The organism is Pseudomonas sp. CK-NBRI-02, assembly GCF_008124495.1.
In the GTDB taxonomy this organism is placed as follows: Bacteria; Pseudomonadota; Gammaproteobacteria; order Pseudomonadales; family Pseudomonadaceae; genus Aquipseudomonas; species Aquipseudomonas guariconensis.
This window is the reverse complement of sequence record NZ_VSJH01000030.1, coordinates 132,371-147,436: the sequence shown is the minus strand read 5'-3', so window position 1 is coordinate 147,436 and position 15,066 is coordinate 132,371. Positions and strand designations below refer to the sequence as shown.

The following is a 15,066-nucleotide window of genomic DNA, read 5'->3' as shown; positions in this document are numbered from 1 at the left end:
GTGGGCGGCATCCAGGGCTTTGTCGATGTCTTCGGCAGTGGAGCGTGGGAATTCGGCGATCGGCTGGCCGTTCACCGGGGAGGTGTTGGTGAAGTATTCACCCTTGACCGGAGGAACGAACTCACCGCCGATGTAGTTGCCGTAGCGGCTCTTGAAGGAAATTTTCGCGCCTTCGGTACCCGGATGTGCGTAACGCATGGTGTGTCTCCTGGCTATTGTGTTTGTTGCGGAGTTGAAAAGCGTAGAGCAAAGGTCGGGCCAGTGCCGTGCGCCCCTTGTAGATCAAGGGCTTTGCCTGATGCGGTGAGAAAGTGGGGGGCGCGGCTGTGGCAACAGTGGCACGCCTGTCGTGACATTTTGTACCGCTCCCGGTACAGCATATGACTCAGTGGTCAGCGTGTCGTTGCAATGCGCTGACAGGTGGAGGATGCTGGCGCAACGCTCTATCTGCGGAGAAGAACAACAATGCAGAGCAACTCGTTCAGCCGCCATGCCCACCAGGTGCTCACGGTCGCCAGTGGCCAGGCCAGTGGGCCAGGCAGCGACCCTTCGATCGCGCGCTCCTGGCTGCGTTGCCTGGAGGACTATCATCTCGACCCGGCCCAGGCCCAGGCGCCTGTGGTGCTGGAGCATGGTCGCCTGCTGGAAAGCCGCGAACGCCTGCAGCAGGTGCTGCAGATCGCCGACACTGAGATGAACAGCCTGCACCAGCAGCTTTCCGGCGCTGGCCATGCCGTGCTGCTGACCGATGCTCGCGGCGTGATCCTCAACTGCGTGACCGCCCCCACCGAGCGGCGCATCTTCGAGCGTGCCGGGCTGTGGCTGGGCGCCGACTGGAGCGAGGCTCGCGAAGGCACCAATGGCATCGGCACCTGCCTGGTCGAGCGCCAGGCCTTGACCATTCATCAAGGCGAGCACTTCCGCGGCCGGCATACCGGCCTGACCTGCTCGGCGAGCCCGGTGTTCGATCCACACGGAGAACTGCTGGCGGTACTCGATGTGTCTTCGGCCCGCCCGGAGGTCTCGCGACAGAGCCAGTTCCACACCATGGCGCTGGTCAACCTGTCGGCAAAAATGATCGAGAGCTGCTACTTCCTGCGTCATTTCGAGCATCAGTGGCTGCTACGCTTCCACCTGCAGGCCGAGTCGGTCGGGCTGTTCAGTGAAGGGCTGGTGGCATTCGACGGTGACGGCCGGATCTGCGCGGTCAACCAGAGCGCGCTGAACCTGCTGGGCACCATCCGCGGCGGTATGCTCGGCAAGCCGGTGGGAATGTTCTTCGCCTGTAGTCATGACGAACTGTTCAGTCGTGCCACACCCCAAGGCAGTACGGCCTGGCCGCTGCATACCCGCGATGGCCGCCAAGTGTTCGCCACCCTGCGTGGCCAGGCGCGGGCATCCGCCTGGTCGGTGCCGGCGAGCCTGCCCGAGATCCGGCGTGACATCCCTACGGGTATTTGCGTGGTCGACCCTGCACTGGAGCAGGACTTGCGCCGTGCCGTGCGAGTGTTCGAACGTGACGTGCCGCTGCTGCTGTGCGGCGAGACCGGCTGCGGCAAGGAGGCGTTCGCCCAGGCCGTGCACCAGGCCAGTCAGCGTCGCGACAAGCCATTCGTGGCCATCAATTGCGCGTCGATCCCCGAGAGCCTGATCGAGAGTGAGCTGTTCGGCTATCGCGGTGGCAGTTTCACCGGGGCACGTAAGGAGGGCATGCGCGGCAAGCTGCTGCAGGCCGATGGTGGCACCTTGCTGCTCGACGAGATCGGCGACATGCCGCTGGCCCTGCAGACTCGCCTGCTGCGGGTGCTGGAGGAGCGCCAGGTGGTGCCGATTGGGGGGGAGCCCCAGGCGGTGGATGTACGGATCATCAGCGCCACCCACCGTGACCTGTTGGAACGGGTGAGCGAGGGCAGCTTCCGCGAGGACTTGTATTACCGGCTCAACGGCCTGGAAGTGGCGCTGCCGGCGTTGCGCGAGCGTAGCGACAAGGCGCAGTTGCTCGACTTCCTGTTGCGCCAGGAGGCCTCTGGCGAGGCCATCGACCTCGCACCGTCCGCTCGCCAGGCGTTGCTGAAGTTTGCTTGGCCGGGCAACGTGCGGCAGATGCGTAATGTGCTGCGCACGCTGGTCGCTCTGTGTGAAGACAATCGCATCGAGTTTTCCGACTTGCCAGCCATCGTGAAAGCGGGCGCCGACTCGATGGGAGCGGGTTTGGCCCACGAACGTGTCAAGGATGTCGACCCTGCTGGCGCCACTGCGGGGCAGGCCCGATCCCACAGAGATCCCGCCACGCTCGAGCATGCCGAGCGGGACGCGCTGCTGACCGTGCTAGAGGCAAAACACTGGCACGTGACACATGTCGCCGAGCATCTGGGCATCAGTCGCAACACCTTGTATCGAAAACTGCGCAAACACGGCATCGCCAGGGCGGGTTGAGCGAAACAGCGAGTGCGATTTCCCTCGCCCTGGGCTAACCTGCCCCGAAGTTTTGCGAGGTCGACCATGCACATTCACATTCTCGGTATTTGCGGCACTTTCATGGGTTCGCTGGCGGTGCTGGCCAAGGAGCTGGGCCATCGGGTCACCGGCTCCGACGCCAACGTCTACCCTCCCATGAGCACTCAGTTGGAGGCCCAGGGCATCCAGTTGACCCAAGGGTACGATCCGGCCCAGCTGGAGCCAGCGCCTGACCTGGTGGTGATCGGCAACGCCATGTCCCGGGGCAACCCGGCCGTGGAGTACGTGCTGAACAAGGGGCTGCCCTATGTCTCCGGCCCTCAGTGGTTGGCCGATCACGTGCTGCAGGGCCGTTGGGTGCTGGCAGTGGCCGGGACCCACGGCAAGACCACCACCAGCAGCATGCTGGCCTGGGTGCTGGAACATGCAGGCATGAGCCCGGGCTTCTTGATCGGCGGCGTGCCGCAGAACTTCTCGGTATCGGCACGCCTGGGCGGCACGCCGTTCTTCGTCGTCGAAGCCGACGAGTACGACAGCGCCTTCTTCGACAAGCGTTCGAAGTTCGTCCATTACCACCCCCGTACGGCGATCCTCAATAATCTTGAGTTCGATCATGCGGATATCTTCCCAGATCTGGCGTCCATAGAGCGGCAGTTCCACCATTTGGTGCGAACCATCCCTAGCGAAGGCCTGGTCATCCACCCGACCACAGAACAGGCCTTGGAGCGCGTCATCGGCATGGGTTGCTGGACGCCGGTGCAAACCACAGGCGAGGGCGGCCAATGGCAGGCGCGCCTGCTGAGCGCCGATGGCTCGCACTTCGAGGTGTTGTTCGAAGGCGTGGTCCAAGGAGCAGTCCAGTGGGAGTTGACCGGCCAGCACAACGTCGCCAACGCCCTGGCCACCTTGGCAGCAGCTCGCCATGTGGGGGTGGCGCCGGACATGGCCATTGAAGGCCTGAGCGCCTTCAAGAGCGTCAAGCGGCGGATGGAAAAGGTCGCCGAGGTTCAAGGCGTGACCATCTATGACGACTTCGCCCATCACCCGACCGCCATCGCCACCACCCTCGACGGGCTGCGCAAGCGCGTCGGCGAGGCGCCGGTGATCGCGGTGATCGAGCCGCGTTCCAACTCCATGAAATTGGGTGCCCACCGTGACGGCCTGCCGGACAGCGTCGAGCACGCCGACCAAGTGATCTGGTACGCCCCCCCCAACCTGGGCTGGGACCTGGCGGCCACCGCAGCGCAGTGCAAGGTACCCTCGGTAGTGGCCGACAGCCTCGAGGCGATCATTGAGCGGGTCAAAGGCCAGGCGCGCCCAGGCACCCACGTGGTCATCATGAGCAACGGCGGCTTTGGCGGGCTGCACGGCAAACTGGCCGAGGCCCTCAAGTGAGCGGTCCGGAGCGCATCACCCTGGCCATGACCGGCGCCTCCGGCGCGCAATATGGCCTACGCCTGCTCGATTGCCTGGTGCGCGAGGACCGGGAGGTGCACTTTCTGATCTCCAAGGCCGCGCAATTGGTGATGTCCACTGAGACCGACGTGGTACTGCCGGCCAAACCTCAAGCGATGCAGACCTTCCTCACCGAGTACACAGGCGCTGCCGACGGGCAGATCCGCGTGTACGGCAAGGAAGACTGGATGGCGCCGGTGGCCTCCGGCTCCGGCGCGCCGGCGGCGATGGTGGTGGTGCCGTGCTCCACCGGAACGTTGTCGGCCATCGCCACGGGAGCCTGCAACAACCTGATCGAGCGTGCCGCGGACGTCACCCTCAAGGAGCGCCGCCAGTTGATCCTCGTGCCCCGCGAGGCGCCGTTCTCGACCATCCATCTGGAGAACATGCTCAAGCTGTCGCAGATGGGCGCGGTGATCTTGCCGGCGGCCCCAGGCTTCTATCACCAGCCCCAGACCATCGACGATCTTGTCGACTTCGTCGTGGCGCGCATCCTCAATCTGCTGAACATCCCCCAGGACATGCTGCCGCGCTGGGGTGAGCATCATTTCGGGGCTGACGATTGAGCCGACTGCTGGTGGGAATGCTGGCGGTGGTGCTGCTCAGCGGCTGCGCGACCGTGCGCACCTTGGATGCCAACAAACCCGGGGCACCGGTCGTGTATGCAGGAACGCGGCTGGACCTGTATGTGATGAACGGCGGCTGCTGCCCCGAGGATCGCTTTGGCGCCCAGGCGCCGGCTTACCCGGGGCTGGACCTGCCGGGTAGCGCATTGCTGGACACATTGTTATTGCCACTGTCGTTGCTGACCGCGGCAGGGGTGGGGTTCAACGCCACGGGCGGTCTGTGAGGGCGTTTATCGGGTGAACCTGCTCCCAACGGGCCTTGCGCAGGTCAGGTGGGAGCGGGTTTGCCAGCGCTAGGCTATTTCTTGCCCAGCTTGCGCAACTCGTCGGACTCGACGATCCGAATTCCGTCCTCTTCCTCCAAAGCCAGGCGCCACAGTGCTCGGGCCAGGGTGCAGGCTTCAATGCCCCGGTACTTGCCAGGGATCAGGCGGGCGAAGGGGGCGGCAATGCGTTCGCTTGCCCGGGGTTCGACACGGTCTCCCAGCAGCAGCGAAGGTCGGACGATGGTCAATTGTGGCCAGTCCTGGGCCTTGAGTGCTTCTTCCATCTCGCCCTTGACCCGGTTGTAGAAGATCGACGATTTGGGGTCGGCGCCCAGGGCGCTGACCACCAGCAGGTGACGGGCGCCCATTTCCCGGGCTCGTTTGCTGAAGGCGACGACCATGTCCAGGTCTACGGCGCGGAAGGCGGTTTCCGAGCCTGCCTGCTTGAGCGTGGTGCCCAGGCAGCAGAAAGCGATATCGACGCGACCGGCCAGTTGCGGGAGAAACACGGCCGGATCACCCACGGGGTTTTCCAAGTGTGGATGTTCGGCCAGCGGGCGGCGGGTCGGCGCCAGCACCCGGCTGATGGTGGGCTCGTTGAGCAGGCGGTCGAGCAGGTGTTCACCCGTAAGACCCGTGGCTCCGGCAAGCAGGACATGCTGAGGCGTCAAGTACATGATGTCTCTCCCTTTGTTACTACCAAGCTTAGTGGGCCTCAGGTGTTTTTGCCTGGTCCCCACGCACTGGTTGGGCTTCATTGCGCAAGGCTTCCTCGGCCTGTTGCCGGCGCAGGCTCTGCCAGTGTGCAAGCACTGCAGGCGGCGCCCAGAGCTGCGGCTCGGAGGCTTCGAAACCTTCCCTTCTTTCACGTTCGGCAACACTGGCGCGCGCCAGTTCGAAGGCCTGCTTGAGATCGTCGGTCTGATTCAGCGCTTCGGCGAACAGGGCGTCGCCGAAATAGGTGAAATCAGCCTCTTCCGAACAGCCGAAGGACACCCGGTCGGGGCGCGCCGCAGTCATGATCAGCGTGCGGTCGTCCTTGAGCGGGGCGATATAGCCACCTGAATAGCAGGCCGAGATCACAATGACCTTGTCGCGCTCCTTGAGCGGAGCCAAGGCGCTGGCTAATTCGTCGGCGGACAGGTCCGCCAGTTGCAGGCGGGGCTGGTCGAATACCAGTTGGTGGTCAGGGCTGCCATGGCTGGTGAGGTAGATGAAAATCAGGTCTTCAGGGCCGCTGCGCTCGGCCAGGGTGCGCGCGGCACGGGTAAGGTTCTCGCGAGTGGCCATGGGACGGTCGGCCATATGGTCGCGGTGGTTGACCAAGGTGATCTGGCCATGGGCGCCGAAGCGGATCTTGAGCATATTGCTCACGTAGTCGGCCTCACGCAGAAACACGCTCTGCTGGCCGTCGCCAGCCACAACCAGGCTATACAGCTGGATCGGCGGTTGGGAAGGCGGCACGCTGGCCAGCGACCGCTCGAGCAGTTGGCCTTGGTTGAGCAGGGCCAGATCCAGCGGGTCGGGGAGCAGTTTGTTCTTCTCGTCGCGTACCCGTACGCCCTTGACCCAATACCCGCCTTCGACCTTGCCGTTGGCCTGGATCAGCCGGCCATGGCCCTGGTAGGTGTCGTTCTCGAAACTGCCCACATACTGGCTACCGTCGGCGAGTTGCAGGTGGCCTTTGCCGCTGAACTGCCAGTCGCGAAAGCCGCCCTTGTAGCGGCTGCCATCGCTGCCGAGCATCTCGCCCTGGCCGTCGAGGGTGCCGTCTTTGAAGTCACCGATCCATACATCGCCCTCGGCGTTCTCGTAACGTCCGCGGCCTTCGAGGCGGTTGTCCTTGAACTCGCCGATGTATTGCTCGCCTTCGACGCTGTCGTAGGTGCCGGCTCCCTGGAGCAAGCCGTCGACGAAGTGGCCACTGAACTGATTGCCGCTGGCATCGCTGCGGACGCCGGCGCCGTTGGGTTTGCCTTTGGCGAACAAGCCCTGGTAGCGGCTGCCGTCGGCCAGCTCCAGTTCGCCGGCGCCTTCGTACTGGTCGTTGGCGAACTGGCCGCGGTAGGTCTGGTCGTTTTGCTTGAGGGTGCCTTCGCCGTCGCGCCGGCCATGCTTGAAGGTGCCCGCGTAGTGGCTACCGGGTGTGGTCAGATCGCCCAAGCCATGGAACAGGCCTTCGGCGAACTGACCTCGGTAGATCTCGCCATTACTGCCGTGCCACTCGCCCTGGCCATGCCATTGGCCGTTGAGGAAAGTGCCGGCGTACCAACTCCCATTGGGGTAGTCGATGCGCCCTTCGCCCTGCAGCAGGCCGTCGACCACCTGCCCTCGGTAGCGGCCCCCATCGGGCAGGCGAGCATCCGGTGGCGACAAGGGTTCGCCTTCGCCACATGCGGCGAGCAGCAGGATCAAGGTGAAGGGCAGCAGTGCGCGCATGGCGGATTCCGGGCAAACGATGCGTCGAGTATGCCGCAGAATGCGCCGGCGAAGGTACTGGGCGCCGCACGCCTATGGCCTGTGCGGCCCCTTCGCGGGTAAAGCCGCTCCCACAGGTTTTGCGGTGCTTTTGATGGAAGCGCCGCGCCTGTGGGAGCGGTTCACTCGTGAAGGGCTGGCGGGTGGTCCCGAGTCAGACGAAGCACAACGAGAGTGGCTCGGCAATATAGGCCGGTTTTTCCTCGCCTTCGATTTCCAGGGTGGCGGTGATCTTGAGCAGCCATTGCCCGGGCTTTTTCTCGGTGGCGTCGGCCAGCTCGACTCTCAGGCGCACCCGGCTGTCCACCTTTACCGGCTGGATGAATCGCACGCTGTCCAGCCCGTAGTTGAGCGCCATCTTCAGACCTTCGGGCAGGACGAGAATGTCCTCCATCAACTTGGGAATCAGCGAGAGGGTCAAGAAACCGTGGGCGATGGTGCCGCCGAATGGCGTCTTGGCGGCCTTGTTCGGGTCGACATGGATGAACTGGAAGTCCCCCGTGGCCTCGGCAAACAGGTTGATGCGCTGCTGATCGATCTTCAACCACTCGGAACGTCCCAGTTCCTTGCCGACATACTGCGATAACGCGCTAACAGGTACATAGGGCATCGCGACTCTCCAGGTTGTCTTGCTGCTCGATTTGGTACGGCAGTGCAAGATCATCACGGCCGTCCGTTACAGTCAAGTTGTCATCTTTTCGCCGCAAATCGGCTTACTAGGGCTGCCGGGCGCATGCTTATAATGGCCGCACTGCCTGGAGGAGATCCTTATGCTGTTGCGTGGTTTGACCTGGCTGGTGTTGTTTCAATTGCTGGGGACGGCGATCAATCATCTGTTCGTACCCATCTTGCCGGGACCGATCATTGGCCTGCTGCTGTTGCTGGTATCGCTGATGGTGCGAGGGGAAGTGGGCAAGCCTTTGAGTGAGGCGTCCGGTAGCCTGCTGCGCTACCTTCCGTTGCTGCTGGTGCCGCCGGCGGTGGGTGTGATGGTCTATGCCAAGGACATCGCCGCGGACTTCTGGGCCATCGCCGGCGCCTTGGTGATTTCCTGCCTGGTGACCCTAGTGTTCGTCGGTGTGCTGATGCAAAAGCTCATTAACCGCCAAAGCAAGCACAAGGAGCAGCCATGATGTTCGACTGGCAAGGCGCGCTCGACGCGGTCATCCACCATCCTCTGTTCGGTATTGGCATCACCCTGGGGGCCTACCAGGTGGTGTTGGCAGCCTACGAGAAAACCCGCTGGATCTTCCTGCAACCGGTATTGATGTCGATGGTGCTGGTCATCGGCGTACTGCTGGCGTGTGGCATCGATTACACCGAGTATCGCAAGAGTACCGAGATCCTCTACATCCTCCTGGGCCCGGCCACCGTGGCCTTGGCTGTGCCGCTCTACCTGAACCTGCGGCGGATCCGCCAGCTGTTCTGGCCGACATTTACTACGCTGGTAATCGGAGGCCTGTTCGCCACCGTGGCGTGCCTGGCGCTGGGGTGGTGGTTTGGGGCCGAGCACATGATCCTGATGACCATGGCGCCAAAGTCGGTGACATCACCCATTGCCATGCTGGTGGCCGAGCAGATTGGTGGCGTTGCGGCTCTGGCAGCGGTGTTCGTGCTGATCACCGGGGTGATCGGGGCAATCTTCGGCCCGGCTTTGCTGACCCGCTTTGGCGTGCTCAGCCCCGAGGCGCGCGGCATGTCTCTGGGCATCACCGCTCATGCGGTAGGCACCTCGGTTGCCTTGCAGGAAAGTGACGAATGCGGCGCCTTCGCCGCGCTGGCGATGAGCCTGATGGGCGTGGCCACGGCGGTGTTCCTGCCGTTGGCGGTCAGCCTGCTGGTGTGAGGAATGAAGATGACGCTACCGCTGTTTCCCCTCGATACCGTGCTGTTTCCCGGCTGCCTGCTCGATCTGCAGATTTTCGAGGCGCGCTACCTGGACATGATCAGCCGTTGCATGAAGCAGGGCGGTGGGTTCGGCGTGGTGTGCATCCTCGAGGGCGAGCAGGTCGGCAAGGCGCCGCCGGTGGTGGCCTCGGTCGGCTGCGAGGCGCTGATCCGCGACTTCGTGCAGCAGGAAAACGGCTTGCTGGGCATCCGTGTGGAAGGCGTGCGGCGTTTCCGCCTGGAGCAGACCGAGGTGCAGAAAGATCAGTTGATGGTTGGCGATGTGCACTGGCTGCCGGAGCTTGCGGACAGCGCGTTGTCCGAGCGGGATGACGATCTGCTGGCGCTGCTGCAAGCGCTGGGTGAACACCCGATGGTGGCGGCGCTGGATATGCCGCGGGCCGTGGATGGATGCCAGTCCCTGGCCAACCAGCTGGGCTACCTGTTGCCGTTCATGGAAGAAGACAAGCTCGACCTGTTGGCCATCGACTCGCCGCAGTTGCGGCTCGAGGCCATCCAGAACCTGCTGGACCGCATCCAGGGCGAGCTGTTTGCTTGAATTGCCCGGTGCAGCGCAGTAGATGCAACGGTCCGTTGCATTGCTTGTCTGGGCCCTTTCGCGGGTAAACCCGCTCCCGCAGAAATAACGCACAAGCGGGTTTACCTGTGAATGCGGCGGCGAGTACACCGAACCGGTCGCGTCTCAATATTGGTAGCGCAACAGCGCCTGGGGCAGGGCGTGCAGGGCGAAGAACGCCAACAGGGCAACGCAGGCCGGTAGTACCAGCCACCACACGCGCAGCGGCAAGGCCTGAAGGGGTTGGCGATGCTGCACCAGGGTCAGGCTCAGCGCGCAGACGCAACACGCCAACAGCGCTCCGGCAAGGATATCGGTCGGCCAATGGGCCCCCAGGTATACCCGCGACAAGGCGATCGCCAGTGCCGGCAGGCAGCCCAGCATCACCCAGGTCAGGCGCATGCGCGGTGGCTGGCCGCGTCCGGCCAGCACTGCCAGCACCAGGAAGAACGCAAACGACGCCGAGCTGTGGCCGCTGGGCATGCTGTAGCTGGTCAGTGGGTCGGTCAGTACTTCGGGGCGTGCGCGAGCGAATAGCCATTTCAACGTGCCGTTGGCGATCGCCGTACCCATCAGCGCGCCACCGGCGAACAGGGCATGACGCCACTGCCGTGCCAGCAACAGAAGCCCGGTGAGCAAGCCACCCAGGAACAGCTGTGTACGAAAATCTCCCAAGCGGGTGATCAGCACCACGGCGCCATCGACTGCCTGGCTACGGTGCTCCTGCACCAGGGTCATGATTCCTTGGTCGAATTCGTGCAGAAATGGCCAGCCCGAGAAGATGCCTGCCAGGGCGAGGAGGCTCAGGCCGGCGATCAGGCGTGTGCCGTAGCGCTGGTCACGCAGGCTGCTGTTGAGGCTAAAGCCGATCAGCACCGCCAACGTGCCGGCGATGACGCCTGCATCCAGCCAGAACCCTTCCGGCAGAGGTAGACGCATAGCCGCCCCGGTGGCCCAGCCCGGCAACAGGTAAGCCACCGACCAGCCGGCGCCGGCCAGCAGGCTGACGGCGATGAAGCGCGGCAGCGGCATGTCGAACATGCCTGCGACCATGGGCAGCATCGGTCGCAGCGGGCCGATGAAGCGTCCTACCAGCAAGCTGGCGATTCCATAACGCTGGAAGTAGGCCTCGGCGCTGCCGATCCATTCCGGATGATGGCGCAATAGCGGCAGGCGGCGGATGTTCTGATGGAACCGCTTGCCCAGTGAGTACGACACCGCGTCCCCCAGCAGCCCGCCGAGAAAGCCCAGCAGCAATGTCTCGCCGAGGCTGAAGGCGCCGCTGCCGGCCAGCACGGCCACGGCGAATAGCAGAACGGTCCCCGGCACGATGATGCCGGCGATGGCCAGGCATTCCACGCAGGCCACCAGGAAAATCGCCAGGCCAAGCCACTGGGGGTTGGCGCTGAGCCAGCCGGTCAGGCTGTCGAGCCATTGGCCCATGGGGTCAGCTTCCTTGTTTCAGGATGGAAAAATCACGCCCTTCGACTTGGCCCCGGCGCAGCGGGTTCCGTGTACAAAAGCGCGCGTATTCGGCATCGACGAAGCGGTAGGGGAGATGTTCGTCGCGGCCATTGGGGATGCCCAGGCGAGTGGTCTGGATCACCTGCGCTACCACTGCACCGCAGTCCTCGACATACAGGCGCTCAGGGTCGAAACGCTTGGCGTCCCAGTCCGGCACTTTCAGGCCCAGGGCTCGACATAGCAGGGTCTGCCCCGCGCACAGGCGCTCGGCCGGACGCAGGTTGCCGCTGGCATCGGGATTGTTCAGTTGCATCTGCGCCAGGCTGTTGGCATCTGAAATCGCGTCCACCCAGGGGTAGGCGGATTTTATCAGCACGGCATTGCCCGGGCCGTGGGCGCTGAAGTTCAGCGAGTCGCCGCCGCGGGCGTAGTACATGTAGATGTGCCCACCATCGAGGAACAGCGCCTTGCGCTTTTCGGTGTAGCCGAGCGAGGCGTGGCTGCCTTTGTCGGTGAGGTAATAGGCCTCGGTCTCGATGATGCGTGCCGCGAGCCAGAGATTGCCCTGGCGGTGGCGGATCACCTTGCCCAAAAGGTCCCGGGCCAAGGTCTGGGCGTCTCGGTCGAAGAAGCTGTCGGGCAGGGCGCGGGCCGGGCAGGGGGCTGTGTCTGGCATGCGGTCGGCTCGTGGTGGTCGGGGCGCAGATGATAGCAATTAATGGCTTAATCGAGGCTGAACCGAGGGGTAGCAGTGCCCCTTTCGCGGATAAAGCCGTTTTCGCATGCGCTGTGTTGTTTTCTGGGGGCAGCAGGTTGCCCCATGATCGGTTTGGCAAAATTTCGATATGGGTAGTTACATCTTTCCTACAGATCCTGTCGCTCATTTTCGACCATCCGCCACCCGCCGCTGGGCGTACCCGAGCGTGCCAGTTATAATCAGCCGATTTCCCCTTCGCCAAGACACCGAGCCCATGACTGAGTCCGTTCTTGACTACATGACCCGCCTGGGTCGCGCCGCCCGTGAGGCCTCGCGCGTGATCGGCCGTGCCAGCACCGCGCAGAAGAACCGCGCCCTGCAGGCCGCCGCAGACGCCCTGGATGCCGCCCGTGCCGAGCTGACAGCAGCCAATGAACAGGACCTGGCCAATGGCCGCGCCAATGGCCTGGAGCCGGCATTGCTGGATCGCCTGGCCCTGACCCCGGCGCGCATCGACGGCATGATCACCGGCCTGCGCCAGGTGGCCAGCCTGCCGGATCCGGTCGGTGCCATCCGAGACATGAGCTACCGCCCGTCGGGCATCCAGGTCGGCAAGATGCGCGTGCCGCTGGGCGTTATTGGGATCATCTACGAGTCGCGCCCGAACGTGACGATCGACGCCGCCAGCCTGTGCCTGAAGTCCGGCAACGCCACCATCTTGCGTGGCGGCTCCGAAGCCATTCATTCCAACCGCGCAATCGCCGCCTGCATCCAGCGGGGCCTGGCCGAGGCCGGCTTGCCGGCGGCCGTGGTCCAAGTGGTCGAGACTACCGACCGCGCGGCCGTGGGCGCGCTGATCAGCATGCCTGAGTTCGTCGATGTGATCGTGCCGCGTGGCGGTCGTGGCCTGATCGAACGCATCAGTCGCGATGCCCGGGTACCGGTGATCAAGCACCTGGACGGCATCTGCCACGTCTATATCGACCAACATGCTGACCTGGACAAGGCCTGGCGCGTCGCGTTCAACGCCAAGACCTATCGCTACGGCATCTGCGGCGCCATGGAAACCCTGCTGGTGGATGCCACTGTCGCCGAGGCGTTCCTCCCGGAGATGGCCCGCCGCTTCCAGGAGAAGGGCGTCGAACTGCGCGGCTGCGAACGCACCCGAGCGATCATCGCCGCCAATCCGGCCAGCGAAGACGACTGGCACACCGAATACCTCGACGCGATCTTGTCGATCCGTGTCGTCGAAGGCCTGGACGCGGCGATCGAGCACATCAACCACTATGGCTCGCACCACACCGATTCGATCATCACCGAGCATCAGGGCCAGGCCCGGCGTTTCATGGCCGAGGTCGACTCGGCCTCGGTGATGCTCAACGCCCCGACCTGCTTCGCCGATGGTTTCGAGTATGGCCTGGGCGCGGAGATCGGCATCTCCACCGACAAGCTGCATGCCCGCGGACCGGTCGGCCTGGAAGGGCTGACCTGCGAGAAGTACGTGGTGATCGGTGACGGCCAGCTGCGCGGTCAGGAGTCCTGCTGAGTTGAGCAAGGCCCAGGCAGTCCGGCGCATCGGCATTCTCGGCGGCACTTTCGACCCCGTGCACATCGGTCACCTGCGCAGCGCGCTGGAAGTGGCCGAGTTCATGGCGTTGGATGAGCTGCGCCTGCTGCCCAACGCCCGGCCACCGCACCGCGACACCCCGCAGGTGGCACCCCAGGACCGCCTGGCCATGGTGCGTTGCGCCGTGGCCGGGGTCGAGCGGCTGAGTGTGGATGCGCGGGAGCTTTCGCGGGACAAACCGTCTTACACCATCGATACATTGGAGTCGATCCGCGCCGAACTCGGCGCTGACGACCAGCTGTTCCTGGTGCTGGGTTGGGACGCATTCTGCGGACTGCCCAGCTGGCATCGCTGGGAAGAGTTGCTGCAACACTGTCACATCCTGGTGCTGCAACGCCCGGATGCCGATGTCGAACCCCCTGACGAGCTGCGCAACCTGCTGGCTGCGCGCTCGGAGAGCGATCCCACCGCCATGTCCGGCCCGGCGGGGCACATTTCGTTCGTCTGGCAGACGCCGCTCGCGGTGTCCGCCACGCAGATCCGACAGCTGCTGGCCAGCGGCAAGTCGGTACGGTTCCTGGTGCCGGACGCAGTACTGGCCTATATCGAGGCGCACGACCTTTACCGTGCGTCGCACTGACGGCGCCACCAGGCGCCTCATTCATGAATTGAACGAGTTTCTTATGAGCAAGCAGAAAATCAACGGCGAAGAGCTGGTCAACCTGGCCAAATCGGCTTTGGAAGACGTCAAAGCCCAGGACATCCAGGTCATCGACGTGCGTGAAAAGCACAGCCTGACCGACTACATGATCATCGCCACCGGTACTTCCAACCGGCAGATCAACGCGATGGCCGAAAAGGTCCGCGAAATCGTCAAGCTCCAGGGTGTGCAACCGCTGGGCGAAGAAGGCAAGGGCGACAGCGACTGGGTCCTGTTGGACCTCAACGACGTCATCGTGCACATGATGACTGCCGCTGCGCGTCAGTTCTACGACCTCGAGCGCCTGTGGCTGGGTGCCGAGCAGAGCCGCTCCGCCGATGGCAAGCACCACAGCCCGGAAAACGCTCACAGCTATTCCGAAAACCTCAAGGACCGGGGCTGAGGAAACGCTGTGCGCCTGCGCCTGATCGCGGTCGGCTCGCGCATGCCCCGCTGGGTCGAGGAAGGCTGGCATGAATATGCCAAGCGCCTGCCCCCGGAGCTGTCGCTGGAGCTGGTGGAGATTCCGCTGAATACCCGTGGCAAGAATGCCGACGTCGCCCGCCTGATTCGCCAGGAGGGGGAGGCCATGCTGGCCAAGGTTCAGCCCGGGGAACGCATCGTCACCCTCGAGGTCCATGGCAAGCCCTGGAGTACCGAGCAACTGGCGGGCGAGCTGGATCGTTGGCGCCTGGATGCGCGTACGGTCAATCTCATGGTGGGAGGCCCGGAAGGCCTGGCGCCGGAGGTCTGCGCACGCGCCGAACAGCGTTGGTCGCTGTCGCCACTGACCCTGCCGCACCCGTTGGTAAGGATACTGATCGGCGAGCAGATCTATCGCGCCTGGACCGTACTGTCCGGGCACCCCTACCACAAATGAGCCTGTAAGCCC

At 64.0% G+C, this 15,066-nt stretch carries 16 protein-coding genes and 1 pseudogene; 11 read left to right on the top strand and 6 right to left on the bottom strand.

The genetic code is table 11. The features are described 5' to 3' along the window. Positions 1-198 (bottom strand): annotated as a pseudogene (locus DQ397_RS18275) (aldehyde dehydrogenase); the annotation flags it as partial. Between the two features lie 267 nt (positions 199-465). On the opposite strand from DQ397_RS18275, the gene DQ397_RS18270 reads away from it, so the two are divergent. From DQ397_RS18270 to DQ397_RS18255, 4 genes are all read left to right on the top strand, one after another. Continuing rightward, the gene (locus DQ397_RS18270; RefSeq protein ID WP_043211140.1) at positions 466-2,436 is read left to right on the top strand and encodes a sigma-54-dependent Fis family transcriptional regulator; all 1,971 of its coding nucleotides are present in this window, start codon (positions 466-468) and stop codon (positions 2,434-2,436) included. A gap of 66 nt (positions 2,437-2,502) precedes the next feature. Continuing rightward, entirely contained in the window at positions 2,503-3,852 is a 1,350-nt protein-coding gene (mpl, locus tag DQ397_RS18265; protein ID WP_043211142.1) for a UDP-N-acetylmuramate:L-alanyl-gamma-D-glutamyl-meso-diaminopimelate ligase, read from the top strand. Beyond that, positions 3,849-4,478 (top strand): flavin prenyltransferase UbiX, encoded by a 630-nt coding sequence (gene ubiX, locus DQ397_RS18260; protein ID WP_043211143.1) that lies wholly within the window; start codon positions 3,849-3,851, stop codon positions 4,476-4,478. Before mpl ends, ubiX begins: the two co-directional genes overlap by 4 nt. Further along, the gene (locus tag DQ397_RS18255) at positions 4,475-4,762 is read left to right on the top strand and encodes a YceK/YidQ family lipoprotein (RefSeq protein WP_043211146.1); all 288 of its coding nucleotides are present in this window, start codon (positions 4,475-4,477) and stop codon (positions 4,760-4,762) included. The genes ubiX and DQ397_RS18255 overlap by 4 nt, the downstream gene beginning before the upstream one ends. Before the next feature lie 74 nt (positions 4,763-4,836). On the opposite strand, the gene DQ397_RS18250 is transcribed toward DQ397_RS18255, so the two are convergent. The 3 genes from DQ397_RS18250 to DQ397_RS18240 form a co-directional block, all read right to left on the bottom strand. Beyond that, positions 4,837-5,481, bottom strand: a complete 645-nt coding sequence (locus DQ397_RS18250; RefSeq protein ID WP_043211149.1) for an oxidoreductase — start codon at positions 5,479-5,481, stop codon at positions 4,837-4,839. Positions 5,482-5,509: 28 nt separating this feature from the next. Further along, the gene (locus DQ397_RS18245; RefSeq protein WP_043211151.1) at positions 5,510-7,243 is read right to left on the bottom strand and encodes a C13 family peptidase; all 1,734 of its coding nucleotides are present in this window, start codon (positions 7,241-7,243) and stop codon (positions 5,510-5,512) included. A gap of 193 nt (positions 7,244-7,436) precedes the next feature. Next, positions 7,437-7,892: a MaoC family dehydratase gene (locus tag DQ397_RS18240; RefSeq protein ID WP_043211153.1), complete on the bottom strand. Its 456-nt coding sequence runs from the start codon at positions 7,890-7,892 to the stop codon at positions 7,437-7,439. A 160-nt stretch (positions 7,893-8,052) separates the two neighbouring features. Between DQ397_RS18240 and DQ397_RS18235 the strand changes: the two genes are divergently transcribed. Genes DQ397_RS18235 through DQ397_RS18225 form a run of 3 tightly spaced genes read left to right on the top strand, consistent with a single transcriptional unit; the run spans position 8,053 to position 9,728 of the window. Continuing rightward, complete coding sequence (locus tag DQ397_RS18235; protein WP_043211155.1) at positions 8,053-8,415, top strand: CidA/LrgA family protein; 363 nt, start codon at positions 8,053-8,055, stop codon at positions 8,413-8,415. After that, on the top strand, positions 8,412-9,128 hold the full coding sequence (locus DQ397_RS18230; RefSeq protein ID WP_043211158.1) for an LrgB family protein: 717 nt from the start codon (positions 8,412-8,414) through the stop codon (positions 9,126-9,128). Before DQ397_RS18235 ends, DQ397_RS18230 begins: the two co-directional genes overlap by 4 nt. 9 nt (positions 9,129-9,137) lie before the next feature. Continuing rightward, positions 9,138-9,728 (top strand): LON peptidase substrate-binding domain-containing protein, encoded by a 591-nt coding sequence (locus tag DQ397_RS18225; protein WP_043211231.1) that lies wholly within the window; start codon positions 9,138-9,140, stop codon positions 9,726-9,728. A 144-nt stretch (positions 9,729-9,872) separates the two neighbouring features. Here the strand turns inward: DQ397_RS18225 and DQ397_RS18220 are convergent, their stop codons facing one another. Continuing rightward, positions 9,873-11,189 (bottom strand): bifunctional DedA family/phosphatase PAP2 family protein, encoded by a 1,317-nt coding sequence (locus DQ397_RS18220; RefSeq protein WP_043211160.1) that lies wholly within the window; start codon positions 11,187-11,189, stop codon positions 9,873-9,875. Positions 11,190-11,193: 4 nt separating this feature from the next. Then, entirely contained in the window at positions 11,194-11,886 is a 693-nt protein-coding gene (locus DQ397_RS18215; RefSeq protein WP_043211162.1) for a DNA-3-methyladenine glycosylase, read from the bottom strand. A 295-nt stretch (positions 11,887-12,181) separates the two neighbouring features. On the opposite strand from DQ397_RS18215, the gene DQ397_RS18210 reads away from it, so the two are divergent. Genes DQ397_RS18210 through rlmH form a run of 4 tightly spaced genes read left to right on the top strand, consistent with a single transcriptional unit; the run spans position 12,182 to position 15,054 of the window. After that, a complete protein-coding gene (locus tag DQ397_RS18210; RefSeq protein WP_043211164.1) occupies positions 12,182-13,453 on the top strand; it encodes a glutamate-5-semialdehyde dehydrogenase in 1,272 nt (423 codons plus the stop codon). A 1-nt stretch (position 13,454) separates the two neighbouring features. Continuing rightward, positions 13,455-14,114, top strand: coding sequence for a nicotinate-nucleotide adenylyltransferase (nadD, locus tag DQ397_RS18205; RefSeq protein WP_043211166.1), 660 nt, complete (start codon positions 13,455-13,457; stop codon positions 14,112-14,114). Between the two features lie 43 nt (positions 14,115-14,157). Further along, positions 14,158-14,577, top strand: coding sequence for a ribosome silencing factor (rsfS, locus tag DQ397_RS18200; RefSeq protein WP_043211169.1), 420 nt, complete (start codon positions 14,158-14,160; stop codon positions 14,575-14,577). A gap of 9 nt (positions 14,578-14,586) precedes the next feature. After that, positions 14,587-15,054, top strand: coding sequence for a 23S rRNA (pseudouridine(1915)-N(3))-methyltransferase RlmH (gene rlmH, locus DQ397_RS18195; protein WP_043211172.1), 468 nt, complete (start codon positions 14,587-14,589; stop codon positions 15,052-15,054). The last annotated feature ends 12 nt before the right edge of the window (positions 15,055-15,066 follow it).